The sequence below is a fragment of the Flagellimonas abyssi genome (genome assembly GCF_019457905.1).
Taxonomy (GTDB): domain Bacteria; phylum Bacteroidota; class Bacteroidia; order Flavobacteriales; family Flavobacteriaceae; genus Flagellimonas; species Flagellimonas abyssi.
In genome coordinates, this window is sequence record NZ_JAHZSV010000003.1 from 190,194 (window position 1) to 215,222 (window position 25,029).

21 protein-coding genes are annotated in these 25,029 nt (G+C 39.2%); 4 read left to right on the forward strand and 17 right to left on the reverse strand.

Translation table 11 applies throughout. The features are described 5' to 3' along the window. Positions 1-299: 299 nt before the first annotated feature. The 5 genes from K1F36_RS03525 to K1F36_RS03545 all read right to left on the reverse strand — a co-directional run bounded on the left by K1F36_RS03525 (position 300) and on the right by K1F36_RS03545 (position 8,572). Positions 300-1,145 carry an endonuclease/exonuclease/phosphatase family protein gene (locus K1F36_RS03525; RefSeq protein ID WP_220112569.1) on the reverse strand — a complete coding sequence of 282 codons (846 nt, stop codon included), beginning with the start codon at positions 1,143-1,145 and terminating at the stop codon, positions 300-302. Positions 1,146-1,237: 92 nt separating this feature from the next. Then, positions 1,238-2,164 carry a metallophosphoesterase family protein gene (locus tag K1F36_RS03530; RefSeq protein WP_220112570.1) on the reverse strand — a complete coding sequence of 309 codons (927 nt, stop codon included), beginning with the start codon at positions 2,162-2,164 and terminating at the stop codon, positions 1,238-1,240. A gap of 61 nt (positions 2,165-2,225) precedes the next feature. Then, the gene (locus K1F36_RS03535; RefSeq protein WP_258538924.1) at positions 2,226-4,031 is read right to left on the reverse strand and encodes a RagB/SusD family nutrient uptake outer membrane protein; all 1,806 of its coding nucleotides are present in this window, start codon (positions 4,029-4,031) and stop codon (positions 2,226-2,228) included. Between the two features lie 11 nt (positions 4,032-4,042). Next, a complete protein-coding gene (locus tag K1F36_RS03540; protein WP_207031072.1) occupies positions 4,043-7,288 on the reverse strand; it encodes a SusC/RagA family TonB-linked outer membrane protein in 3,246 nt (1,081 codons plus the stop codon). A 36-nt stretch (positions 7,289-7,324) separates the two neighbouring features. After that, entirely contained in the window at positions 7,325-8,572 is a 1,248-nt protein-coding gene (locus K1F36_RS03545) for an alkaline phosphatase family protein (RefSeq protein WP_220112571.1), read from the reverse strand. A 185-nt stretch (positions 8,573-8,757) separates the two neighbouring features. Between K1F36_RS03545 and K1F36_RS03550 the strand changes: the two genes are divergently transcribed. Together K1F36_RS03550 and K1F36_RS03555 are read left to right on the forward strand one after the other, a co-directional pair. After that, positions 8,758-9,363, forward strand: coding sequence for a TetR family transcriptional regulator (locus tag K1F36_RS03550; protein WP_207031074.1), 606 nt, complete (start codon positions 8,758-8,760; stop codon positions 9,361-9,363). Continuing rightward, a complete protein-coding gene (locus K1F36_RS03555) occupies positions 9,360-9,599 on the forward strand; it encodes a CBU_0592 family membrane protein (RefSeq protein WP_207031075.1) in 240 nt (79 codons plus the stop codon). The genes K1F36_RS03550 and K1F36_RS03555 overlap by 4 nt, the downstream gene beginning before the upstream one ends. A gap of 308 nt (positions 9,600-9,907) precedes the next feature. On the opposite strand, the gene K1F36_RS03560 is transcribed toward K1F36_RS03555, so the two are convergent. Beyond that, entirely contained in the window at positions 9,908-10,381 is a 474-nt protein-coding gene (locus K1F36_RS03560; RefSeq protein ID WP_220112572.1) for a DUF4138 domain-containing protein, read from the reverse strand. Between the two features lie 535 nt (positions 10,382-10,916). On the opposite strand from K1F36_RS03560, the gene K1F36_RS03565 reads away from it, so the two are divergent. Further along, on the forward strand, positions 10,917-12,128 hold the full coding sequence (locus K1F36_RS03565; RefSeq protein ID WP_220112573.1) for a site-specific integrase: 1,212 nt from the start codon (positions 10,917-10,919) through the stop codon (positions 12,126-12,128). On the opposite strand, the gene K1F36_RS03570 is transcribed toward K1F36_RS03565, so the two are convergent. The 8 genes from K1F36_RS03570 to hsdR form a co-directional block, all read right to left on the reverse strand. After that, positions 12,120-13,211: a hypothetical protein gene (locus K1F36_RS03570; protein ID WP_220112574.1), complete on the reverse strand. Its 1,092-nt coding sequence runs from the start codon at positions 13,209-13,211 to the stop codon at positions 12,120-12,122. The two genes, K1F36_RS03565 and K1F36_RS03570, sit on opposite strands and share 9 nt — an antisense overlap. A 226-nt stretch (positions 13,212-13,437) precedes the next feature. Then, a complete protein-coding gene (locus K1F36_RS03575; RefSeq protein WP_220112575.1) occupies positions 13,438-13,680 on the reverse strand; it encodes a DUF6998 domain-containing protein in 243 nt (80 codons plus the stop codon). A gap of 8 nt (positions 13,681-13,688) precedes the next feature. Next, positions 13,689-13,892, reverse strand: a complete 204-nt coding sequence (locus tag K1F36_RS03580) for a DUF6998 domain-containing protein (protein ID WP_220112576.1) — start codon at positions 13,890-13,892, stop codon at positions 13,689-13,691. Next, positions 13,893-14,669, reverse strand: a complete 777-nt coding sequence (locus K1F36_RS03585; protein WP_220112577.1) for an HNH endonuclease family protein — start codon at positions 14,667-14,669, stop codon at positions 13,893-13,895. Next, complete coding sequence (locus tag K1F36_RS03590; protein WP_220112578.1) at positions 14,656-16,254, reverse strand: AAA family ATPase; 1,599 nt, start codon at positions 16,252-16,254, stop codon at positions 14,656-14,658. Before K1F36_RS03590 ends, K1F36_RS03585 begins: the two co-directional genes overlap by 14 nt. 8 nt (positions 16,255-16,262) lie before the next feature. Beyond that, entirely contained in the window at positions 16,263-17,606 is a 1,344-nt protein-coding gene (locus K1F36_RS03595) for a restriction endonuclease subunit S (RefSeq protein ID WP_220112579.1), read from the reverse strand. Next, on the reverse strand, positions 17,606-19,066 hold the full coding sequence (locus K1F36_RS03600; RefSeq protein ID WP_220112580.1) for a type I restriction-modification system subunit M: 1,461 nt from the start codon (positions 19,064-19,066) through the stop codon (positions 17,606-17,608). Before K1F36_RS03600 ends, K1F36_RS03595 begins: the two co-directional genes overlap by 1 nt. A gap of 14 nt (positions 19,067-19,080) precedes the next feature. Continuing rightward, positions 19,081-22,296, reverse strand: coding sequence for a type I restriction-modification system endonuclease (hsdR, locus tag K1F36_RS03605; RefSeq protein ID WP_220112581.1), 3,216 nt, complete (start codon positions 22,294-22,296; stop codon positions 19,081-19,083). A gap of 220 nt (positions 22,297-22,516) precedes the next feature. Between hsdR and K1F36_RS03610 the strand changes: the two genes are divergently transcribed. Continuing rightward, a complete protein-coding gene (locus K1F36_RS03610; protein ID WP_220112582.1) occupies positions 22,517-23,608 on the forward strand; it encodes a Fic family protein in 1,092 nt (363 codons plus the stop codon). Positions 23,609-23,941: 333 nt separating this feature from the next. On the opposite strand, the gene K1F36_RS03615 is transcribed toward K1F36_RS03610, so the two are convergent. From K1F36_RS03615 to K1F36_RS03625, 3 genes are all read right to left on the reverse strand, one after another. Further along, complete coding sequence (locus tag K1F36_RS03615; RefSeq protein ID WP_258538925.1) at positions 23,942-24,268, reverse strand: hypothetical protein; 327 nt, start codon at positions 24,266-24,268, stop codon at positions 23,942-23,944. Between the two features lie 30 nt (positions 24,269-24,298). After that, complete coding sequence (locus tag K1F36_RS03620) at positions 24,299-24,646, reverse strand: hypothetical protein (protein WP_220112583.1); 348 nt, start codon at positions 24,644-24,646, stop codon at positions 24,299-24,301. Positions 24,647-24,723: 77 nt separating this feature from the next. Continuing rightward, on the reverse strand, positions 24,724-25,008 hold the full coding sequence (locus K1F36_RS03625) for a hypothetical protein (RefSeq protein WP_220112584.1): 285 nt from the start codon (positions 25,006-25,008) through the stop codon (positions 24,724-24,726). Positions 25,009-25,029 lie beyond the last annotated feature (21 nt).

The window sequence follows — 25,029 nt, forward strand, 5'->3', positions numbered from 1 at the left end:
GATAAAAGAATCCCTATCTATTTTTGATGTACTCTTCATATATGCATAAAATTAGTAATATATGAGTAATAAGGGTGTTACATGTTCTTTAAAATTCAGGGTTCAAACAGCTTTTAATGAATACCCGACATACCTTATCAAATCATATTGGTATAAAGGATGAATGAAATAGAACATAAAACCCTTGATTCCAATTTTGACAGTAGTTCTGAAGGTGTTGGATAAAAAAGCAGGATACATAAGCCACCTTCATGTTCTGTTTATTAACAGTCTAAAAGCCAAAAGACATAATCCCGGACTTACTCCAACACAAATGTGGTCACTATGAACCCATGGTCTGAAGGATATGTAAATTGCTTGCCCTTGATAGCCAATGGCTCGCCCATAAAAGACATATAGGTCTCCGATTTCACAGATCTGATATTGCCTTTATAAAAAATATAGTCGATTCTGTGTGAGTCCATTTTCTCCTTGGTATCCCAAGTTATGCCCGGATTTATCCGCGGATTTGGATGAATTTCCCTATAAGAATCCTTTAACCCCAATTCTTCCAATATTTTAGTAGCATACCATGGCACTACCAACCCGTTGTGAAATTCCTTGGTGTTTTCATCCCAATCCAAATGTGAAGGTGTATTGAAATCACCTCCAATAATCATAGGAACTTTGTCGGTTTCTGCTACATACTTTTTGATATAAGGCAATACATTTTGTACCATCTCATACTTTTTGCCGGTTTTCTCCCACTTGAGCAATTCCTGAACAGACTTACCCAACTGTTCTGGCCTATCTGCCCAAGGCTCATAATGGAACCAATTGGCAAAAACATTTACTTTTTGATTACGGATAAAAACCTCAACACCCCCTAAATAGAACGAATATGGTGTTGTTAACGTCTCTCCCAAGGGATATTTAGAAAAAATGGATAGATTGGTTGATTTGTCATCCAATGGTGTACTCTCAGGAGCACATAAGTGAAAATTGTATCCGAGGTTCTCCGCGATTTGTTTTCCGGAACCATAGGTCTCTACCATTAAAACAATATCCGGATCAACCTCCCTTATAATGTCAATGACATGCTGTAATCCATTCTCAATATCATTGCCTCCATGAAGAATGTTCCATGCCATAACCTTTATCTGCATTTTCCCATTTTGTGCAAAACATGAACCTAGCATACCAATAAAAACAAGGCATACAACTGGGAGAATCTGTTTTCTCTTTAAAATCAAAGTTTTTAAAATTGATGTGGATGATAGTGGTTCTCCATGGCGCCATCTTCAAAAAGCTCAATGATGGTATAACCTGGTGGAGTCTCGTGGTACCAATACTTTTGGGCTGAATCCTCATCTCCATTTCCCCACCAATACCCGCTCATTGCACCATTACAATAATAATGCACATTGTTATAGACAACGGTATCGAATAAATGCACATGCCCCCCGATGCAATGTATCCTTTTATCGGGATGTTTGTAAAGAATCTTTGTGACTTGCAAAGAATCTTTATGGTTCCCACCCACAGTATGGGTAGAGGCCGATAAAATGGGATAATGTGACATGATCAAAACAGGTGTTCCCTTTGGGAGCTTTGCTAAATCATCCGAAAGCCACTGCATTTGTTTATTGCCCAATGCACCACCCCCATCCACATTACTATCCAAAACGATAAAATGCCAATCTTTTTTATCGAAGCTGTAAAATGTCGATGGCATACCCAATTGTTGCATGGCATACCCTTTACCATACATGGGGTCAACTTTATCAGGTGCCGCCCACCACATATCGTGATTGCCCAAACAACTGTACATCTCATATTCGGAAAAGCGATTTCTGGACGTTTTCCATAAATCCCACATTTCACTGACTTGCTCTCGGCCAATGTCCTTACCATCGGCAGCCATAATACTATCCCCTCCATTCAAGAAAAAATCGATTTTTCTTTCTTTGATTTTGTCAATACATGCATTAAATCGAGCGGGAGCATTGTTGTCCGAACTAAGGTGAACATCCGTAATGTGTGCAATTCTGAGTAATTTTTTTGGACGCCGACCACCATCACTTGCTTGCGCCTTTACCAAACCCGGAAGCATACTGCCACAACCAGCCAAAACCGCTCCTTTAACAAATGTCCTCCGTTTGTTATGATTTTTTTTCTTTTCCATCGTTAAAAGTCAAAAGGAGGCTTTTACCCCTCCTTTTTAAATATAAAATTAAACATCTGAATTATTCCCAACCGAACACTTGCTCCAAATTTGGGTTAAGTGCCATTTCAGGTGCTGGGATAGGTCTGTAATAATGTTTGGGTTCTTGGAATTTTCCTCGTTCTGGTGTTCCCACAACATTGCCACTGGTTCCCTCTGTGAGGTAAACATCCGCATTACTGCCCACACTGCCAGTTCTATAATAAATTAGTGCAACACCATTTTCATTGAGCTCTTTTGGTTCGGGAATAGCATCTTCGATTCCTAAAAGCTGAATATCCGCTACACCATCCCCCGTAAGGTCATACTTGCCCAATCCTGGAAAATACATGCCCACGGGCTCCTTTTCCATCAACTTGCCCGCATTCCAACGATTCAAATCGTCCAGTCTTCGTCCTTCCATGGCAAATTCCACCCTGCGCTCTCTTCGTATTTCCAACAAAACGGGATCTGTGACTTGTGGGTAACGTTGGGCCTGCACCGGGTCCGATGAAACGGCCATGTTCAATGGGGGCATTCCTGCACGGCTTCTGATCTGGTTTACCGTAGCATCAAGCACGCCTTGGTTCAAAGTGCCAAGTTCTGCCCTAGCTTCTGCCAAATTCAATAACACTTCTGCATAGCGCAAGACGGGGATATCGATACCTCGCCGAACGTCTATGGAGGGGTCGTTGGCAAAACCTTTGATTTGATGATAGCCTGTGAAGTTTTTCTTGAGTTCCTGCACATAATTGGTGGTTCCGGGACTATAGGTAGCTGTATAGTATAGTTCCCAGCCCGGATAAGCAAAAGTTTGGGAGAGTCTTGGGTCTCTATCTTGAAACTCTTCCACAAATTCCATGGTCTCAATTCCCATCTGTTGGCTGAAATACGTGCCGTCATCCATAAGATATGTCTCCAATAGGTCCCTGCTCATTGACATTTCATAGCTACCGAACAAGTACTGGGGGTCGTCAGTGTTTTTAACATCAGCTTCATAAATATTCGTGAAAATCACCTCTGGGTTCGCGGTTAGATCTTGACTCCCAAAAAGGGTCATGTAATCTTGGGCAGGATTTCCTGTATTATAGATTGAGAAGGGGCCTTGGTCTGCGATATCCTGGGATACTTTTGCTGCCAGTTCCAAGAAATCGTTCGCTGTTCCCTCCAGTCCCAATTCGCTGTGATATTTTCTGAAGGTCCCTTCGTACAATGCATTACGGCTATAATATGCCATTACGGTCCATTTATCAACGGCTCCTGTCGGCACACTTTCCCTAACGTGTTCCATGGCAAATTGATAATCCTCAAAAATATGATCAACAACGGTCTCTCTAGGGTCGCTTGTTTTGAACAAATCTTCAGAGTCTGTTTCAAGTACTTGGTCATACCATGGCACGTTGGAATATCGCTTTACTTTTTCCATATAGAACTGTGCCCTGAAAAAACGGGCGACACCTATGTAGTGATTCTTTACATCCGCGCCGATATCGGCCTTTTCTGCATTTTCCAAAAATAGGTTGATGCTCCTTAAGGCGCCCCAGTGCCAACCCGAAGTAATCGTCTGGGAGTTGGCATCTGTGGTCATAATGGTCTTTATTTCGCGATTACCTGTTGTACCTGCATTATCCGTGGCATCATCGTAGTATATCCCTAGGCCGGGAAAATTATACAATCCATTTACATAGATGGATAAGTCCTCTTCCGTATTGAAGAAGTTGTCGACCCCGATTTCGGTTTCTGGCAAGCGATCCAGAAAGTCATCGTTACAGGCAGACATCAAAATTACCAGTGAACCGGCAAAACCGCCCATTAAAACCCTTTTCATATATTTTCTTGTAAGTTTCATTTGAATGATTTTTAAAATGTAACATTAATACCGAAAGCATACTTTCGTTGATAGGGATATTGATAACCACTGGTCTCGTTACGTCCGGCACTATGGGCTGGATTAATCCTGTTCTCCACATCGGAGATGGATTCAGGGTCAAAGTAATCCGAGACTTCGGACCACTCAAAAAGATTATCACCGGAAAAGTATATCCTCAGTGAAGTAATTCCCATTTTTTTGGTATAGGAAGAAGGTATGGTGTACCCCAAAGTAATATTCTTGAGCCTTAGATAGGCAGCACTCAACATATACCCGGTCTGTGGTATGGCCAATCCTTGCGCTTGGTCAATCCGCTCCCCCAGATTCCGGTCGGCCAACCATGATTGAAACACGGGAAAACGTGCATCGGTATTGGCACTGGCGTACCCTGCATCGATATAGGCCTGTGAATGTTGCGCCATTAAATCGGCGGGATCATCGGAGCCTCTGTAAAAATCCTTCAAATGGGCATAGCCCCCTGCATACGGTTGTTGATAAAAACCCCAATAGATATAATCCTTTGGATAAAAATCTCTCTTTCCTACACCTTGTAGAAAAACACCAAGGTCAAAATTATTCCAATCCATGTTCAGGTTGATACCGAAACGATACCTTGGCAACATATTGCCTATAACACTTAAGTCCTTAGGGTCATCCGCAGTCATACCCTTCTCAATTTTTTGGTTTCCGTCCTGGTCTACGTATTTAGGCCAACCCTCAACAATTTCCAAGGCTCCCCACGGAATAATGGCCGACTCGTCCAAAGCATCGATTTCTGCCTGTGATTGAAATAGTCCATCTGAAGTTAACCCCCATATCTCACCGAGCTCCATCCCTTCACGGTATTGGGTAAGGCTGTTGTTAGGGTTTTCAAAACTGGTGATGTAAGATCGGCTATCACTTAGAACAAGCCTCGCATTCAGATTAAAGGGATTATTGGGGTTTCCAAAACTGTCCTTATAGGAAAGGGAAAGTTCCCAACCTTCTGTTTTTAGGTCCGCTGCATTTTCATTGGGTTCCGAGGCTCCCAATACACCGGGCAAATCAGTTCCAACAGTCAACATGTCCTTGGTATCCCTCCGATAAACGTCCAATGTTGCATTGAATTTGTTGTTGAAAAGACCGATATCCACACCAAAGTTTTTAGTAGTCACTGTTTCCCAGGAGTAATTGGACGATACCAGTCCCGGAGCACCGACTTGTGTGGGCAGTTCCCCACCAACTATATAGTTTCCCTGCCCTGCACTCATCGAAGGAATATAGCCGAAAGCACCTACGTCCTGATTGCCCAACGATCCATAGGAAGCCCTGAACTTCAATAGGCTCACTGTTGGTTCCAAAGCTTCCATAAAAGGTTCACGGGATACATTCCAGGCCCCGGAAACGGAAGGGAAAAAGCCAAAGCGTTTATCCTTTGGAAAACGGGAGGACCCATCATACCTTCCATTAAGTTCTAATATGTAACGATCCTTGAAAATGTAATTGGCCCTATAAAATGCACCACGGAGTGCCCAGCTATAAATGGCGGAATCCGATTCATCAAGAAGTATGGGGCCTGTGGCCAAGTTCAATGTTGGAAGTGAAGATGAGATCACACCTGTTCGGCTCAAAGAAATGTATTCGTCCCTGAATTCTTCCTGATTATAACCTGCAAGCAATGTCAATTGGTGGTCATCTCCAAAACTGTTGTTGAAAGTGGCATAAATATTCAATACGTTGTACTGCTCCGAACCAAAATCCTTCCAAACTTGATTGTTGCCTTCTTCCCTGATATCATCAGGACCAAATCCTATCTGGTACTTGGAGTAGAAAGCATCATAATTTTGGTTTTCCTGCTCGTAAGTATACTCTGCGTTCACCTTAAGAATATCCTTGACCAACCATGCTTGGGCCGTAAAATTGGTACGGAAGGTATGGGTTATATATTCTTCATCGCCACCATCCTGTAATTGGGCCGCCATTCGACCTACAGGTGTATTGGCCCAACTCCCATCCGGATTCTCCGCGAAGGAATAGCTATTAAAATTGAAAAGGGTGCCGATATCAAAATAAGATGGATTCTTTCGCTTACCGGTAATGTAAGAGGTGTTGTTACCGACGGACAACCAATCGGTCAATTGGGCATTTAATTTGGAACGCATTCCCGTTCTGGTGAAATAGTCTTCCGCCAAGATCAAGGAACCATTGTCCTTATTGTAGGAACCGGACATGAAATAATTTATTTTTTCCGTTCCCCCCGTAGCACTCAAACTATGGTTTTGGGAATAGGTGGAACTCGACAAAAAGTAATCGGTCCAGTCACGATTCCCCATATACTCCCATAGACCGGGGTTTGTAGTGCTTTCACGTACACCAACAGTACCGAAAGGATCATCGCTACGTTCCCTGGCCCATTGCAATTGTTCTGTCGTGAAATATTGGTTGTGCCATGGTGTATTTTTTGATGCTGTTTCCTGAAGCCTCATATAAATGTAGGGATCGGAAATTTTCTCGGGCAACACGGTAGGGGTGCCCACCGTAACATTCGTATTATAGTTGATTCGCATCTTGCCATCCGAACCACTCTTGGTGGTTACCAAAACAACCCCAAAAGCTGCCCTTGCACCATAAATGGCAGCAGAGGATGCATCTTTTAGCACGGAAATACTTTCGATATCCTCTGGAGCAAGTTGATTGAGGTATGAAACATCGGAAGGTATATTATCTATGAGTACCAAAGGGTCACCACCATTGATGGAGGTGAATCCCCTAATATTGATCTTTGGGTTTGCACCGGGCGCCCCACTGGAAAAATCGATATTAAGACCAGGGGAAATACCTTGTAGCCCTTGGGTCACGTTGTTTATCGGCCTCGTAGATAATTGCGCTACCGAGACATTGTTGACAGCTCCGGAAAGGTTGACCTTTTTTTGTGTGCCAAAACCTACGACAACAACCTCATTTAAACTTTGGACGTCTTCTTCCAAGGTTACATCCATAATGTTTGATGTTCCAACCGTAAGCTCCTTTTTGGTAAAACCGATATAGGAAAATACCAGTACTTGACCTTCGGCCACACGTATGGAATAGTTACCGTCAAAATCGGTAGTGGTACCGTTGGCCGTTCCCTGCACCATAACGGTTACCCCTGGTAACGGGACACCTGAAGCATCTCCGACCGTACCGGACACCTCCTTCTGGGCGAACCCTGAGGTAAAAACGGTCAATAAGAATACGAATAGTAATGTGTTTTTCATTTCATTTATGAATTTTGATTGGTTTTAAAAAGGTTTTTATTCTTCTACATACCACGTATTCAATGTGGTGTTTTTGGTTTCCAATATGAGCTTGCAAAACCCTTTGGATAGTTTGCGCAATGGAATTTTCAATTTTCCCTTTTCGAGCTGTACTGTTTCGATGAGCTTATAATCATCCTGCCCTCCATTTTTAAAAGCATTGGTGGAACTCATATAGAGATTTCCACTGCCCTCCGATAGAGCTTCCCAGGATACCTCAAGGTGGCTACCCTTTTTGGTTGCCCTCAAATCGAAAGCATCCACGGGTTGAATAAGGGAAACTCCATCCCACTCACGGCGTACCGATTGTGGTACTTCGATGTTTAGAAAGTCCACAATGGTTGGAAGTATATCCACCACTCCGGGAGTTTTCGAATTGAAGTAACCATTGGTATCCTTCGAATTGGTTACTATCCAAGTACTTCGCTCACGGTCCGATTGTCCGCCGTGATGTTTGCCGTTCTCTTCAGTTCTTCCATGATCTGTCGTAACAATGAACAACCAGTCCTCATTTTTTAAGGACTGCCTTTCTTCGACAGCCTTCCATATTTTCCCTACCAAGTAATCTTCAAACTCAACGGCAGCGGTAAAACGTTCACCATCTCCATAACCATGTCCCATATCATCGGAGAATTCCAAATAAGCCCAGGAAAGGTCAGGGCCTTCCCGCAGAATGGTATGTGCAGCATGATCCGCCACGGTATAATCGATGAGTTTCATGAAGTTGCGCCGTATATCATGTGGGAAATTGATGGTATCATGTTCCAAACCGTCAAAATGATGATTCACCTGTATTTGCCCGGTAGCGTCCAGACCCTCACCCACCAATTTTGTTCTATTATCAAGCCAAGAGGAGAATACACCAATAGTACCATTTGGATTATGATCTTTATACAATCTAAAAATGGTTGGGTAGTTATAATTTGGGTCCTTGATGCCATTGCCCCAAACATTGTGTTTATTGGCCCATGTCCCCGTGATCAAACTATTGTATCCCACAGCAGAAATGGTCGGGGTTTCAGAATAAGTCCCCTTTCCCCCACCGACATATGCATCCGTGTAGGCACCCACCCTGCCAATTTGATCTAAATAGGGAGTGTTAGCTGTCTTTAGTTGATCCGCTGAGATTCCATCAACAATGATGAAGACCACTTTCTTATCCAGCAAATCAGATTGCACATTTTGCGCTCTGGATATGCCAATGGCCAGTATTGCAAGTATTACAGTAAGCTTTCTTAAATACATTTGTTTGTGTTTACAAAGCCCAAAGGAATATAAATTGAACGACTGTTCAATTAAAGAATATTTAAGTCATTGTTATGGAATCGTAAAATAGATTGAATGACTGTTCAGTTAATCTATTTTCAAAAAAAAGAGTATTATTGTTGCATTGATTTGAAACAACAAAGACAATTACCAATTCATAGAACATGGGAAGAAAAAGCTTGGGAACTACAAGAAAACTGGAAATTATCCAAGCCTTTTATGAGGTAGCAAAAGACATAGGCCTTGAGAACGCCTCCATTGCCAAAGTGGCCGAATCCATGGGGATAAGCAATGGATTGGTAATGCATTATTTTAATACCAAACAAGAGTTGTTATTGGGATTGGTGGAGTATATCCTGCAGCAGCATATGAATGTACTCGTGGAAGAAAACCTATCCGAACTCAAGACCCGAGAAGATCTTGAAAATCTGATTCAAAACCTATTCTCCCGAAAATGGAACCAGTATTTTGACGACGGGGTATTCTATAGCTGTTACGCCCTAATATATAGGAACGAGGCGTTCAATGATAGTTTCAAGCAATATCTTTTACAGTTGCACGAGGTATTGCGGGGCGAATTGGACCAAGCCTGCACCAATGGTATTATACAAAATACCAACATTGATGAATTAACGGAGATCATATTCGCCCTGGTTGATGGTTCCTACTATTATATGGGCATGTTCCCAACGGGGGATGATAACCATCGGAAACAACAGGAAATCTATGTAAATCATTGTTTGAGCCTTTTTAAGTATGAAGATTCATGAGCCATTTCTTTGAATTACTGGGCTGGATTGGATCCTTTTGTTTTCTTTTTTCTTATTACAACCTGATCAAAGGCAAATGGAATGCCAAGCAACCTGTATATCATTGGTACAATATTGCAGGGAGCGCCCTATTTGTAGCAAATGCAACATTTTATGGTGCTTGGGCCGTGCTATTTATAAACTTGGCTTGGGGAATAATCGCATGTTTCGGACTTTACAAATCCATGAAGCACTAAATTGAATCTGGAGATATTGGGAACCATCTCCATTGTTCAATGTTCAGTTTCTCATCGAAGAGCACCAAGGTCATTACTTAGTAAGACCAAACGACCTCAAGACTGGATGGGCCGCAGGGTTGAAACCACTAAAATCGGAAAATTGAACCATGCCATATTTGGCTATAGTAATTTGACAGTCAAATTTTCATATCATGTTGGAGGATACTCAATTTTATCCAGTAAGGGTAATCTACTATGCCCGACGTTTACAGCACCTACCAAAATCGGCAAGGGTTTAAAAACCTAGCTTTACAACTCCTATACCATTATTTAAACGTTAATACGACTATCCTCGAAGTATTACCTTCAGAAAGGTTTATCTTAATTCTTTCCCCTTTGTCCAGATGGAATTTAGGAAACACATACACAAATCGGATGGTTTGTCCATGAATGACCTTTTTGGGGACTTTGTGCCTGTACAGCGGCAGGAGTTCCTGTTCCTGATGGGAGGCGTTCCTCCCTTTTTTTCCGCTGACCTTGAACAGTTCCAATTTTCCAAAATCAAACCGGACACCGGAATAGTTCTCTATTTCAAATTGGACATACACTTTATTTTCCACATGATACAAGTTCTTGACAGTCAGTGAAAGGCCTTGAACTTTTTTCTTGCTATTTTTTCGCTCGGGAAGTTGTAACAATGTTTCGCAGGGTTCCTGAAACTTTTCCCTGACCTTTTTAAAAGAGACAGAGAAATCTTGAACTGTTTCCCTTGGAATCACTTTTTTGGGAACTTTCTCCAAGCAAGCAGCGTATCTTACTTATATCAATTAAACTAAGATTTGAAAGGAAAGAAAAAAATGTTAATAGTGAGGTCCAAATTAATTTTTTAAATAAAACATATGAGGTGGTTTATTTGGGGAATAAAGTCACAAAAGTGTATGGCTATAAAATATTAGACTCTGAAATTAGTAAGCTAATAACACTCATAGTTAGAGCTAATATGGAAGCTATCAAATCAATTTATAAGGATGAATAACTTTTTTAGGTTTAAAAATTCCTTTTTTTTATCCCCTCAGTCGTCCCCTAAAAATAAAAAACCCTCGCAAACTATTGATTTACAAGGGTTTTTACTTAGTAAAAGTGGTCCCACCTGGGCTCGAACCAGGGACCACCTGATTATGAGCAGCTTTTTTTAGTTGTCATAAATTTTCATTTGGTTTCTTTTGTGTTGATTATCAATGTTTTATGAAATTTTATTTTTCATTTAGAAACATCAATACTACCTTTAAATGACCATTTGTTGTACCTATGTTGTACCCAAAAACACCGCTGAAAATGATTAATGTGCGAACGGTTTTAAGAAAAAAACAGCTTTCCGATGGAAGTTATCCGGTATGCCTTCGTGTGACCAAAGATAGGCGATCTAAATACTTCAAGACCATTTACAATGCATTTCCAAAAGAATGGGATGAACGTACTGGCTCCTTCAATAAGAATCATAGCAATTTTATTCAGGACAACCGGTTGTTATTAAAGTTTAGAGACAGGGCTTTAAAAGTGATTGCAGAGTTGGAAATGGAAAAAGATAATTTCTCTTTGAGGGAATTTGAACATAATTTTAGGCTGGCATTCAATCCGGTCAGAAGAAACGTTTTTGACTTTTGGGATGAAATAGTGGAGGAATTGAAGCTGGCTGGCAGAATGGGCAATGCCCGTTTTCACAACGATACCAGTAAATCGGTCCAGAGATATTTAAAATTTGACAAAGACCTTTCCTTTACGGACATTACACCAGCCTTTCTAGAAAAGTATGAGGCCTATCTGCGTTCGCGTGGTGGGACAGATGGAGGTATTGGTGTAAGGATGCGATCCATAAGGGCTCTCTACAACCAAGCCATCAGAAGGAACATCGTAAAAGAATCACTTTACCCCTTTCGGACATACAAATTATCTAGATTGAAAGGAAAAGGGGCCAAAAAGGCACTTACCTTTGAAGAGGTAAAGCAAATTATTAATGTTGACCTTTCTGAAAATCCTGAGCTTTTGAACAGCAAGAACTATTTTGTTTTCAGCTTCTACACTCGAGGAATGAACTTTGCCGATATGATGAAATTGAAATGGAGGGACATCAAAGGAGAGAACATTTATTATACGCGCTCTAAAACCAAGGGAAACTTTACCATTAAAATCCTGCCTCCGGTTCAGAAAATTTTGGATTATTATCGTAAAAATTCATTGGGCACGAAATATGTCTTTCCCATTTTGCTCCATAATAAGCTTACCCCTAACCAAATAGAAAACCGCAAGACCAAAGTGTTAAAAAATTATAACATAGACTTGAGGGCCATCGCCAAATTGGCCAAAATCGAAAAATCGGTGACAAGTTATGTGGCCAGGCACAGTTTTGCAAATTGTCTTAAACAAAAAGGGGTTGCTACAGATGTAATCAGCGAATCATTGGGGCATCAGAATATGGCTATAACTCAAGCCTATTTGAAAGAACTGGATACATCAGTGGTTGATAAAGCCATAGAAGTATTACTCTAAATCTGATTTTCCAAGAATTGGGTCTTCAAATTCAGTTAAAGGGTCTAACCAATCCGCCTTTTGGTTCGCCCAATTCAGATAAACTTGGTTTTCTTTATTAAAATTAGATCTATCCAGTTTTACTTTTTTCTCGTAGGCACTCAGATAGTCTCTTATTTGTTTTGCCTTATACCAGTTCTCTGAATCAGAGATAAGCTGGCACATTTTGGATTTTTCCTCTGCTATTTTCTTCAGATTTTCTTTCTCTTTTATCAGTTCTTGTTCTCTCCTCCTTTTTTGTTCTGCTTGTTGTGCTCGTAGGTCATGCCAATACTTGCAATCTTTTTCAACCCAGGCTACAATTTGCGGAAGATATTCTTCCAAACGGATAGTTTTTCTATCTATCCAATTTTTTTGATTAAAGGAAGGGCCGGCCTGAAATTCTAGCTTATCTCTTTTTTCCCATGATTCCCTACTCCAGCCAGACTTATCTTTCTCCCGTATTCTATGGTACTTCTGGCGAAGATTTATTTCTGTTTTTTGACCAAACATCTGTATATGGCAGCGGCTATACTCAAAGATGATTTTTCCATTCATAGCCTCTATTGCCAAAATCAGTGTATTCATAAATCTAAATGCCCTAGATCTCATTTTGATATCCGTATGGATGGGTAATATTTCATGCTCTTGAGATAACTCCCAAAATCCGACATCTTTGCCCTCATCTAATTGCTCCAATAATTTTTTGCTCTTCCTTATTGTTGGATGATATTGCACAATCCTCTTGGGTACTTTAAAGTTTAAGTTGCTTTGCTGTTCCAGTTCATATGCTCTTTTATGGTAATCCGTTTTAAATTTCTTGGAATCTGTAGCCAAGTTTATTTTGATATTTCTGTTTTCCACTTTAGCCAGAGGTGTTTTGGTTATTTCTTTATTGAACCTAACCTTTGTCCAATGACCTCGGTCGGGTAATGGGATATTGTATTCTTGACAAACATCTTTCAATTGCTGTTGCGTTACCTCAAGCTGCTCAGACAAATCATTCAAAGATTTCTCCCATACCAAACCATATAATTCTACTCTTGTAAAAGTTAATTCTTGCATTCAATAAAAATTTCTTAGTCAAAATTCGAGTTTATCACCAAAAAATGGTGATAAACTCTAAAAAAAACTAAAGTGGAAAAGCCGAACAAAGTATACCACACTCGCCGGATAAAATTGAGCACCCTCCATACCAACACAAAAAACAGACTTTCATATGACTAAAATCAAATAGTTGGTGGCTCAAATTTTGTGATTTTGGTGGTCTCAGCTATCCGGCCCATTCAACTTAAATACTGCTTTCCGGTAACCTCTCTGTTTTATCCAGATTACGGTTTAGCTCTCTTAAATGATTTGCTGAAATAGTTGTCCAAATTCCTTTATATGACTTTCGTTTTTTGTCTTTTAAGAATTGGTTGATATACTTTCCTGGACCATTGTATAAAACCTCAAGTTCCCCATTTGGTTCAATGTGAACTGCGATAAAATGATCCAAGTCTAAATTATAGGGATAACTGAAATAATAAGCCATACTGGCTTTTATTTGAACCTTTTTTCCGGTAGGTGGTGGTATCCGTCATATCTATGTTTATTTTTACCATAGAGTTCAATATCAAATCTTTCACTTACCAAAGCTTCTCCTATATCACCCACCAATCTACCATCTAAAGAGAAATCTAGCCTACCTTCAAATTGTCTTTTCAGTGATTGGGTGATATCCAGAAGCTGTTGAATTTCTTTCATTTAAACAATACCATTTTTTATATTTTCTATTATCATTCCTGAAAATGGTTGTTTGCTTTTTTTTGAGCGAGCTATTATTGCTTCTAGTCTTCGCACCTTGGAGATATTAAGGGGTATATGACCTGTATAGTAATAATCTAAAATTTCTTTTAGTGATTGAAAGGCTACAAATTTATCTTCACGAATTGAAGCTAAATCTCCTCTAGATCTAAGGTTTAACATATCAATCATCAGCTTTCCCTTAGTATCTTTCGAATAGGGCAGGCTTTTATAGAAAGAAATTGAAACTGAAGGATCTTCTTCGTAGGGGTTAATTAGATTATTATTTTCAAGTGCTAGATTACATTTTGGGGTAAAAGCTCTTGTACCAGATATAGGAAACAAATTTCCTTTAGTTGATGATTCATTGCAATCACTGCATGATAAAAATAAATTCTTCCATCTGTAGGTCAACCAATAATATCCAGGTCGATTCATATTACCTCCTTTGAAATCTTGCCAAGCTTTTTTGGGCCGAAAATGTTCTAAAGCTCCAGTATTTAAAGGTTTTTCACAGTAACAGCATTTAGCACCTTGAACTTTTATAAGTTCTTCTTTCCATTTTGCAGAAGAAGGATGGGATGGGAACTTGTAGCTTCCATCCTCAAAAGGGTCGCTATCCGCTTTATAATCTAATAAAACTTTATTTTCAGCAACTCTCCACTTTTCACTTCCTTTATTGGCTCCAACTTTGTATCTGTCCGATGGTGGAAAATTGTCTCTATTAATTTTTATCACCTTGGCTTTCTCTTAAAATTTCGTTTAGTAAACGCATAGCTTCAAAATCATTTAGGGTCTCTCCTGATGGTAAACTTCCAATTTCTTGATCTAACTTTTCAAGATATTTAATGTCTTCTGAAGTGACTTTTTCTTTTGATAGAATTTCGTCTCTCTTTTTCATAAAGTCATCAAGCTTAACTGGTCTAGTATTTGTAAAACCAAAATATTCACTTTGTAATACTTGATCTATCCTCCAATTATGAATTTGGTGTTTCTCGGAATCAATTATGATTTCACCTTTAACCTCCTTAAATAAAAATACATCGGTATTCTCCGATGATTGAACAATTAATGGGCTATGAGTTGCAATGATGATGTGACTATTAAAATCATTCAAATTGAAATGCTCTATTAATCTTGGATAGTCTCTTTGCCAGTCAGGGTTGAGATGAGTGTCTGGCTCATCTAACAGAAAAAGACAGTCATCATTTCCAGTAACCAGAATTAACCCAAGGACGGTTAATAATTGTTGTTCGCCTTCACTAAGCTGTTCAAAATCTATAGGTTCATCTACGTTATTTTTTACAACTTTAAAACTGATTGTATTTAGAATATCTATAACTGTACAAGCTTCAAGTGCATCAAAAAAATCAATTGGATGCTTAAAAACATCTTTTAATTCTTTAATAAAACTTGAGATTTTAATATCATCAAAAACTAAAAATTCTTTTATAAACTTTCTGCTATCCTCACCTTCATTTTCATAAGAATATGGTTCAGAGCTATTTTCTATTTGATGATTGTAAAACCTAGTAAGTAGTAAATCAACCTTACCTTTAATATTCCAAAATGGATAATTAACTTTATCAGAGATGTTCGCAATTAGAAAGTCCATTCCTTTATTGACACCTGCAATTTTTGAGTAATCCCAGTTTGGGTTATTAAACCTAATTTCAAAATTAACAATCTCTTCTATACCTAAATATTCATTGAACAGTTGATTAATTTTTTCCTTGAACTCTTCATCCTCTTTATAAAGTGCCAAAGTCAAAAGAAGAATTTGACTGTGATGGTTTTCGGTGAAAAATAGCTTTCTTAGGTTTAGAGATTCCTCTTCTTCACTTTTCTTCTTTTGAAAATTTTTGAGCTTTTCTTTTTCAATTAATTCATGTTGCTCAATGATTTTTCCTATTCTTTTGTTTTCTCCAGAATAATACCCTATTGTATATTTAGGCAAATACTGTTCTTTTCTATCCTCAATAAAACTTTTGAAGGATACAATGTGATATTCAGATTCCCCTTCCTTTGCTCTAGATTTTATTTGGAACTGTCCCTTTTTGAGAGTTATTTCAATATCATTATCGTAACATTCATAGTTAATGATATATTCAAATTTATCCTCATCGTAGGGCCAGTTTTCAAAATCACTTTTTGTATTCAGCAAATCCAAATCCCTAAAAATTATGGCCAGGACTTCAATAAGGTTAGATTTTCCTAATCCATTTTTACCAACTAAAAGACTCGTTAAATCAGAATTGAAAGTAAATGTGGAATCTTCTAAGTTTTTGTATTGTGAAATCCAAAGCTTTTTAACCTTCATCATTTCAAATTTTAAGATTTTTTCAACTTTTCAATCTCCTTCAACAACTCCTTTGCATCTCCCTCAGTAGGCAATTGCTCCACCAGCTCTCCTTTAAAAGCTTTTTGTAATATGGCTTGGGGGAGGCCGTTTATTTTCAACTTGAGAGTTTCATACTTCTCTTCAATTTGCCGCAATGTCCTAAAAAGTCCTTCAACACGACTCACGATTTCATTTTGCTCGATAGCAGGTGGAATTTTAACTTTGATAGACTGCACCGCCTTGCTACCTACATTACCTTGATTAACACCACCTGTTTCAAATGAAAAAAATTGATCCCTAAAAATGTTGTCCTTTAGGATATACAGAAAATAATCAACATTTATTCTTGGCCTCAGCGCTAATATTCTTTGGTTTAATAATAGCTCTTCCTCCACATCCACCTTTATTGCAAACCCATAATCTCGCTTATATTTGGTTCCTGTCAATGATAAAAGAATATCCCCTTTAATTAAGGTGTACTTGTTCCTTAGCTTAATATCCAATTCTCTAGGAAGAAAGACGGGGTTCCTGGTTAAATCAAGCTTGTTATTATACAAATTACCCATTCTTATTAGCTGTATCCCCGAATCAACAAAGTCTTTCGATTTAAAAGCAAACCCACTTAAAGAATCCGCAATATCTTCGATTTTGGAAAATCTCCAATCCTCCAAATCTTTTCCAACTCTCCACTCCTCTGTTAACTTCCCGGTTACCGCTTGGGTCAATACCTGTTGCCTAAAATCTTTAAGCAATTGAGGAATACGCTCCAAGCTTTTTTGCATGGCTTGCACTTGGGCCATTAAGGTATCCACTTTGAAAACGATACGGTCTTGTTCAATGCGGGGTGGGAGAGGGAATCGCATATCGTTTATATATTCCTTACGAATATTATTGATGTTTACTCCACCGGCTAATTCTCTTATTTTATCTCTATAAAACTTGGACAAGAAGAAGTAAGCAAAGTAATTAGAGTTTATTTTTTTATTTGCTCTTGCAAGCATTAAAAAAGCACCAAATGCAGTATCATTATAATCTTGTAATGCAATCCCAGCTTTACCAATCAATTTTTTACTACCCGTAGAACCAACGATAACAACATCAGATTTTTTAATGAACTGTGTTTTTTTTATTAGTTCACGGTTTACATACACTTCGTCTTTACCTGCTACAATTGAACCATCTTGTATGTTTCCTCCCCTAAGAATATGAATATTGAAAATGGCCGTTTTGATTTGACTTGCATCAGTCTTTTTATATGAAACTCCTCTTATTAAATTTGATAAAACACCAAGTTTAGTAATTGCCCAGTTATCAGGTAGTTGTTTACTATCCATTATCCCAACTGCTTTATCATCGCCTGCAATTGCTCAGTGATGGTTTGTAATTCCGATAAAGCCTCTTTAGCAATCTCAATAGGCTCCCCCAAATGTCTCCCATTGCCTACGCTTTCATCAGCAATCAAACCCAAGTCCAAGGAATCGTTCTTTTTGGCTATGGTTTCTCGGTCAATATAATTCCAACGCTCATTAGTTATGTTTTTACGTGCCACATAATCAATAATCCCATCAAAATCTGTAGCCAAGTTTTCTGGGGTTATTCCACCAGTATACGCTTCAATGAATTCGCTAAAGGCCTCGCGCGTAAAGGGGGTGCGCTTGCCATAGCTGGGAACATTGGTCCTCATGTCAAAATACCATATTCCTTTAGTGTTTCCCATTTCTGTGGTGCCACGGGTGAAAAAGAGTACGTTGGTCTTTACCCCTGCAGCATAAAAAATACCGGTGGGTAAACGCAAAATGGTATGTAGGTTACATTTATCCATTAGATCTCGGCGTATTTTCTGGCCGTCCCCCTCCTCAAACAACACATTGTCAGGCAATACCACAGCGGCCCGAGCCTTACCATTCTTTTTTAGGCTTCGATATATATGCTGCAAAAAGTTGAGTTGTTTATTGCTGGTTGGGTAAGTAAAGTCGTCCCTAGTAGGTCGTTCACCACCTTTTTTGGTACCAAAGGGCGGGTTGGCCAATACGCCATCAAAGTTTTTGAGTTCCTTGCCCATTTCGGTCAAGGTATCGCCCAAAATAATGCTGCTTTCCATGCCGTGCAATCGGGCGTTCATCAGCGCTAATCTATGGGCATCACCAACCAATTCCACTCCACTAAAAGCCTTTTCTATTTGAAAAGTGCGCTCTTTTTCACCAAGGTCAAAATAATTATCGCTTTTTTTTCGTAAGTATTCGTCCGCTGCAATCATAAACCCAAAGGTGCCCGCTGCAGGGTCGTTCCATTTTTCACCCATTTTTGGGGATGAGAGCTCAACCATCACATTGATTAAGGGACGTGGGGTAAAATACTGTCCAGCTCCACTTTTCTTTTCCCCTGCATTTTTTTCCAACAGGCTTTCGTAAATATCGCCCATCATGTCCCGGTCGCTTTCTTCGTACCAATCCAAATCGTCAATAGCCTGTACCAAGGTGTTAAAGTTTACGGGCTTTCGCAAACTGGTGGAGGCATTGGCATAAATTTCGGTGATGCTGGCACTCGTAGTTTCATTACTGATTTCTGCCAAAAAGTTCCGGTACCGCTGAAAAGCTTCTGCATTGTCCGGTTCATTTACAAAATAACTCCAGCGATACTGCTCAGGAATATGCTCTTCAAAACCCTTGACCTCACTTAATTTTAAAAACAAAATGTACGTGAGTTCATTCAGGTACTGGTGATAAGTAACACCGTCATCGCGCAACACATTACATAGGTTCCACAATTTATTCGCTATTTCATCTGCACTCATATATTCTTAATCGTTTAGGCAACATACATATTTTCATTGATGGTTTCCAACACATCGTCCAATTGGTTTTCAAATTGTTTATTGATCCTTGCATAACCACCTTCACTTTTAAATGGTTCCTGATCCAAGTCCTCCTTTTTCAAAATGGTTTCGGCCAAGAGTTGTTTTTGAAACCGAGTTAACCATTTTTGCTGGATTTTGTTCCAGTCCTTCATGGCAAATACCTTCTCAAAAGCTGTGTTCACCCGATCCTCATGGCCTATCAAGTCCACATTCAATGTCAGGGTTCGGATGTAGGCGATAATATCCGCTGCAATATCCTGGTTTTTCGCATCATGCCAAGCGGTGTTCAAGGTTTTGGCATTAAAACCTTCTTGGTCCAACATCAGCCGCAATTCCTTTAGCGATTTACGGTCCAAACTACTGGGTTTGGTAACGATGACTTTTAAGGCCGCAATCTTGTTTTGATTTTCTTCCAGGAACTTTTTAAAGTTATCAATATAATCTTCGGGTTTTTTGGTATTGCCGTAATCACGCTCCGTACTTAAATACTCGTCCCGGTGCTCAGAAACCAATTGATGCTTTGGACGATATACCTTTTTATCCAAATAATTCCAAAGCCCTTTAAATTCCTTGATGATGGATGCGATTTCATGCGATTTTGCCCCTTGAATGGCCTTAATCACTTCTTGAGGATCCTTACCGCCGGCCATATAAATGAATTCTTCCAGATTGTTTTCCTCAATTTTTCGCCTCTTGCGTTGGAGTTTGGCTATAATTTGCTCTCCTTGTATTTTCACGCGTTCTTCGAAGTCAATGGCATCCAGTTCGTTTACCAATTGTGAAAAACTGGTGGATGGATTGGACACGGGTTTCATTTGGGTGTAATCCTGCAAGGCTTCATGTACGCGAACGGCATCAAATATTCTAAAGTCCTCTTTACCGATTTCAGGACACAAACGGGTGGCGCGACCAATCATTTGTTCGTACAAAATTCGGGAACCTACACGGCGCATAAACACCAAGTTACAAATCTGTGGGACATCTATTCCTGTGGTCAATAAATCCACTGTAACTGCAATGTTGGGAAATTTCTCGTTTTTATATTCTTTGGTAAGTTGTTCAGGGTCATAAGCGGCCCCGGTTATTTTTTGAATGGCATGCTGCGGGACATCGAGCCCAATGTGTTCAAATTCTTCGAACAACATTTCCACAATCATATCGGCATGAGAATCTCGAACAGCAAAAATCAATGTTTTCTCCTCGCTATCCGGGTCTAGGTGTTTTACCAATTCCTTAATGACCACTCTATTGAATTCCGGAGTAATCACCAATTTGTTGAACTGTTCGATTTCCACCAATAGGTCATCCTCGAGTTCTGCAAGTTCTTCAATTTTATTGGTTTCGGGATTGAACACCTTGGGACGTTCGCCCTTTTTCCAGAGAATCCCTTCTTCGCTCAATCTAGTTTTGATTCGGTATGGAGGTTCATGATCAGACAGAAAACCATCAATTACGGCCTGACGATAAGAATATGAAAACACAGGTTTGCCGAAAATTTCCGAAGTATGAAGAGCCGGGGTAGCTGTTAGTCCGATGATATAAGCATTGAAATACTCGATTACCCTTTTGTATTGACTTACATAATCATCCTGGTTTTTGAATTCCAGTTCATCTTCATCCAGCTCTTTATCCAGATTGTATCCACGATGTGCTTCATCTATAATTATGCAGTCATAGGTATCAATCGATAGTCCTTCATTTTCCCCATAGAATAATCTTTTGACCATGCTCTGGACTGTTGCGAAATGGAGACGAGTTTCAGAATCGGGAATGATGGTTTTCACATAATCGATTTGGTATACCTCAGAAAATGTGTTGATGCCTTCCACTTTGTTGTCCTGATAATTACCAAAAGCCTGTTTTGCCAAGAGCTTGCGGTCGGTCAAGAACAAAATGCGCTTGAAGCGATTGGCCTTGATTAATCGATAAGAAAGGCCAATTACTGTTCTGGTCTTCCCTGTTCCAGTTGCCATTACCAATAAAGAGCGGTTTTCATCGTAGTTGTTTCGAATATTTTTCTCCACACTTTTTATTGCCTCTATTTGATAATCACGTAGGCTCAACCCATTCGGGTCTTGTAAGTAATCATAATCACTCAGCTCCAGTTTTCGATTTTCCGCTTCTACATCACTTTCAAACATTTCAACCAGTCCTTTAGGTGAAAACCATCCTCTAAGGGGGTAGGCATGGTTCCATTCCTTGCGAACATCGAGAAACCAAATTCCACTTTTGGTCTTGATCTGTTCTAGAAAATCACGTCCGTTTGTTGAGAATAAAAAAGGAACTTTATAGCCATTCCAGGCACCGAGTATTTCAAAATCATCGTTTTCAACAACACGTTTTGCATATATATCAGATTGTCTTAAATCGGTGGAGATATCACTGGCATATTTTTTGGCCTCAACGATACCATAAAGCGTTGTTCCAACAAAAAGGGCATAATCTGCCCATTTACCATCGCAAGGCCATTCGGCAATTGCCATATTTCTGCCTTTTTGTGGCAGGGTTTTATTGGTTCTAAAATTTAAATTTAGGGTGTCACATTCCCAACCGGCTTCAACAAGTTTCGGGTCAATTAAAGTAAGCCGGGTATCTTCTTCACTTAAATCTAGATTTTTGGCACGAACGTAGCTTCGTTGTTTACGGGCAGTAACCTCTTGCTTACTTTTGTTGAGTTCTGCAATTTTACTTTTATAATCGGTTAGTTCTTGGGAAAGTTTTTCAAGTTTTTCTGTCAGTTCATCGGGAACCGTGTTTTCTTTTCCTGGAAGGATGTAATTTAAACCGCCAAGATAATCCTGTTCGTAGGTTTCATAAAACCATTTGGCGAGCTGAAAGCATTTTTTTAATATGAAATGCGCTTCTTGAAATGACCCTGTACCATCATGGCTTGCCTTATTTCCCGACTTTCTGACCGTATGCAGGATATTGATAATAATGTCTGGAACTATATTGGAGCCTGAAAGTTGATAAATCCTATCATTTTGAGAACCCAAAAAGTCTCCCATTTCTTCAAACTCCCAAACAAGTTGACTTAGCTTTTCAGCAAACAGCCTGGATTTGGCTAATGACGAGCTAGGGTCTAAGTAGATTAACTTTTCAATAAGCTCACTTATGGCAAATAAGTTGTTGTACCGGTCTTGAAGGAAGCTAAAACTGGAAATCATTTGGTTGATAGAAATGGTTAGTTTTGTGAGAATAAATATACAACTCTAAGTTTAACAAAACTGTGTTCCCATAGTCTGTCTTAGAAACAACGACATCAAAAGCATCAACCAATGACTACAGATTTTGTGTCTCATAAGTTATATATAAAAAAGTTTGTGGCTCATATTTTTGTACATTTGAGACACAAAATGATTTGTAGCCCATACATAAGACACAAAAATGAATCCATATCAACCAAAATCACTACCCTTAAAAAACATTGACTGGGACCAACTCATCGATTTAATGGGCAAAGCCAATCGATATATTGCCCGCTATGATGGTTTGCTGCAATCTGTTATAAATCCTGATGTACTTCTGTCTCCCCTTCGTACGCAAGAAGCAGTGTTGTCCTCAAAAATTGAAGGGACACAGGCCACTTTGGAAGAAGTTTTGGAGTATGAGGCAGATGAGCACGCAGATGATTATATTAAAGGAGATATTTTTGAGGTTCTCAATTATCGAATTGCTTTGAAACAAGGGCGCGATAGTATGAAGGAACGCCCATTGACACTTAATACCATTAAGAAAATGCACGCTGTCCTGATGTGGGGAGTGCGTGGAGACAGTAAAGACCCAGGGAATTTTCGTAGAATACAGAACTTTATCGGATCGCCCGGCTCTACAATTGAAAATGCCCGTTTTGTGCCTCCTTCCGTTCCTGTGATGCTAGAGGCTTTGGATAATTGGGAAAAATACATTCACATTGAGGATAAGGACGTACTAGTCCAATTGGCAATTGTTCATGCCCAATTTGAAATTATACACCCGTTTCTGGACGGAAATGGAAGGATGGGAAGGATATTGATACCATTGTTCTTGTACCATAAAGAGATAATTCAAGAGCCTGTATTCTATTTAAGTGACTATTTGGAAAGCCACCGTTCCGATTATTATGATGCCCTAAAAGAAATAACCGATAGCGGTCATTGGACTAATTGGATTCGATTTTTTTTAAATGCAATTGTTGTCCAAGCAGAAAAGAATATAAAAAAAACAAGGGAAATCATCAATTTATATGAAACTGTAAAGCGTGAAATAGTTGATAGTACACATTCACAATTTGCAATACAATGTTTGGATTCCTTATTTATACAACCAATTTTTTCATCCCGAAATTTTGAAAAAAATTCAAACATCCCAAGGTCGAGTGTTGCCAGGTTATTGAGCACTTTGGTGGATAACGGAATTATTGCAATTGCTCAGAAAGGGGCGGGGAGAAGACCTACCACATATGCTTTTCGAAGGCTGTTAAAAATTGTAAACCAGTAAACTTAAGGGTGTAGAAGACCTCTCTAAATTAAGCTTCCTGAAATTCAAGCAATGATGGTTTAGGTAAATCTATAGTCTTGGATTGCCATGGAAAAATGTAATCTATTTTAAAATATTTGTAATTAATTTAGGCTATAAAGATTACAAATGGTCAAATAGAAAGTTGTTTGGATAACCAACAAAGAATTGAACTACTGTTTTGTTGTAAAAAAGGATTGTTAGTAATCATTGCCAATAATCTTTTATTTGTACTAAAGACAGAACCCTCTGAAATACAGTGATTTTTAGTTTTTAGCAATCGACTTTAATTGAAAACTCAACCTACTCAGAGATTCAAGATTTCTCTTTATTCAATAGTCGGTATACTTCATCCAAGAACTCCCCTTCTTCAAAAGGCAAAAGTTGTGTGACCAGTTCTAGGGTCTTACGTATATCCTCCCCAGGCTGTTTTACGTGCGGTGGAGAATATGGTTCTCCTTGGGTTGCCAAAATACACACATTGATCAATGCCTCAATGGTATCAAAAAGGTCCAAGTATCCATCCAACAAAACAAAGGACGGTCTGAACTTGCCCTTTTGTAGATTGGTAGGCTCCAGTACCTCCAGCTTATATCTTGCTGATTTCATTAATTTCCTCAATTCCTTTTTGCTCTTTTTCATAGCTATCTCTTTACTTGTTGTTTTCTTAAATCAATCCTCTTCTTTGGCTTTCCTTTCTTCCCTATAAAATAGGTTCAAATGGTCCATCAATGCCTCTTCCCCAACCGGCATCAAACGGTTGGCAATGGTCATCGCTTGATGGATGAATTCCTCTTCATTCCTGTCCATTACATCGTCGGAACCCAATTCGGGGTTTATTGCCCGCATGGAAAGGTATATCAATGCGCGAACGGTCAACAATAAATCGGAATGGCCATCAACATAAAAGAACGTTGGTTGGAACTTGTCCTTAAACCATGGATGGGGAACCAATGTCGGGGTATGGTCGTTCCCGTGGAATCTTAAATCTTTTATAAGCTTTTCTTCGTTCGGGTTCATGGATTCATTTTTTGTTTCCCAACAGTCCTGAAAGATTGTTCCTCAACTGTTGAATCTCTTCCAAAGTCTTTAGCTTTTTATTCTTCTTCATAGTATGCTATTTTGGATTCATGATTGTATTTCGGTTCCGAAAGCAGTTTGCTAATCTTATCTAGAAATCTCATTTCATCATGGGGTATCATATCCAATACATATCCAAGCACTTCACGTATATTATGCTCCGGTTCTGGAACCACCCGATTGGATAACATATCTGATTCCATTGCCGTAATACATACCTTTATCAAATTGGAAATCATAAATGAAGAGTCCAAATAGCCCTCTGTGGCGATGTCTATGGTCTTTTGTCCATTAAAGGACATCAAAGTAATAAAGTGTTCTTC